General features: G+C 72.4%; 1 protein-coding gene. It reads left to right on the top strand.

Features of this window, described 5'->3' with window-relative positions; genetic code table 11:
• On the top strand, nucleotides 1-330 hold a 330-nt coding region (locus tag AAIL17_RS18230; protein WP_424684243.1), incomplete at both ends, for an ABC transporter permease.

The following is a 330-nucleotide window of genomic DNA, read 5'->3' as shown; positions in this document are numbered from 1 at the left end:
GCGCGAAGGGCGCGCATTCGCCGCCACCGACGTGCGCGGCGGCGAGCCGGTGGCGATCGTCAATCGCACCTTGGCCGACCGCTGGTATGGCGGCCATGCGCTGGGCAAGCTGATCCAGCGCGGCAGCGGGCCGGGCATGGTGTCCGCGCGCATCGTCGGCGTCGTCGCGGATACCTTCCAGCTCGGCCCGCTGAACCCGCGCTCGCGGCAGCCGATCCTCTATCGCCCGCTGGCGCAGGTGAGCGAGGACGCACTGCGTGCGTTCCGCAGCTTCGAGCCGATGCGTTACGCGCTGGCCGTGCAGGGCGATCCGGGCAGCTACCGGCAAGC

Source organism: Frateuria sp. YIM B11624, from assembly GCF_049727805.1.
In the GTDB taxonomy this organism is placed as follows: Bacteria; Pseudomonadota; Gammaproteobacteria; order Xanthomonadales; family Rhodanobacteraceae; genus Frateuria_A.
The sequence above is the reverse complement of the archived record's forward strand: the minus strand, read 5'-3'. Positions and strand labels throughout refer to the sequence as shown.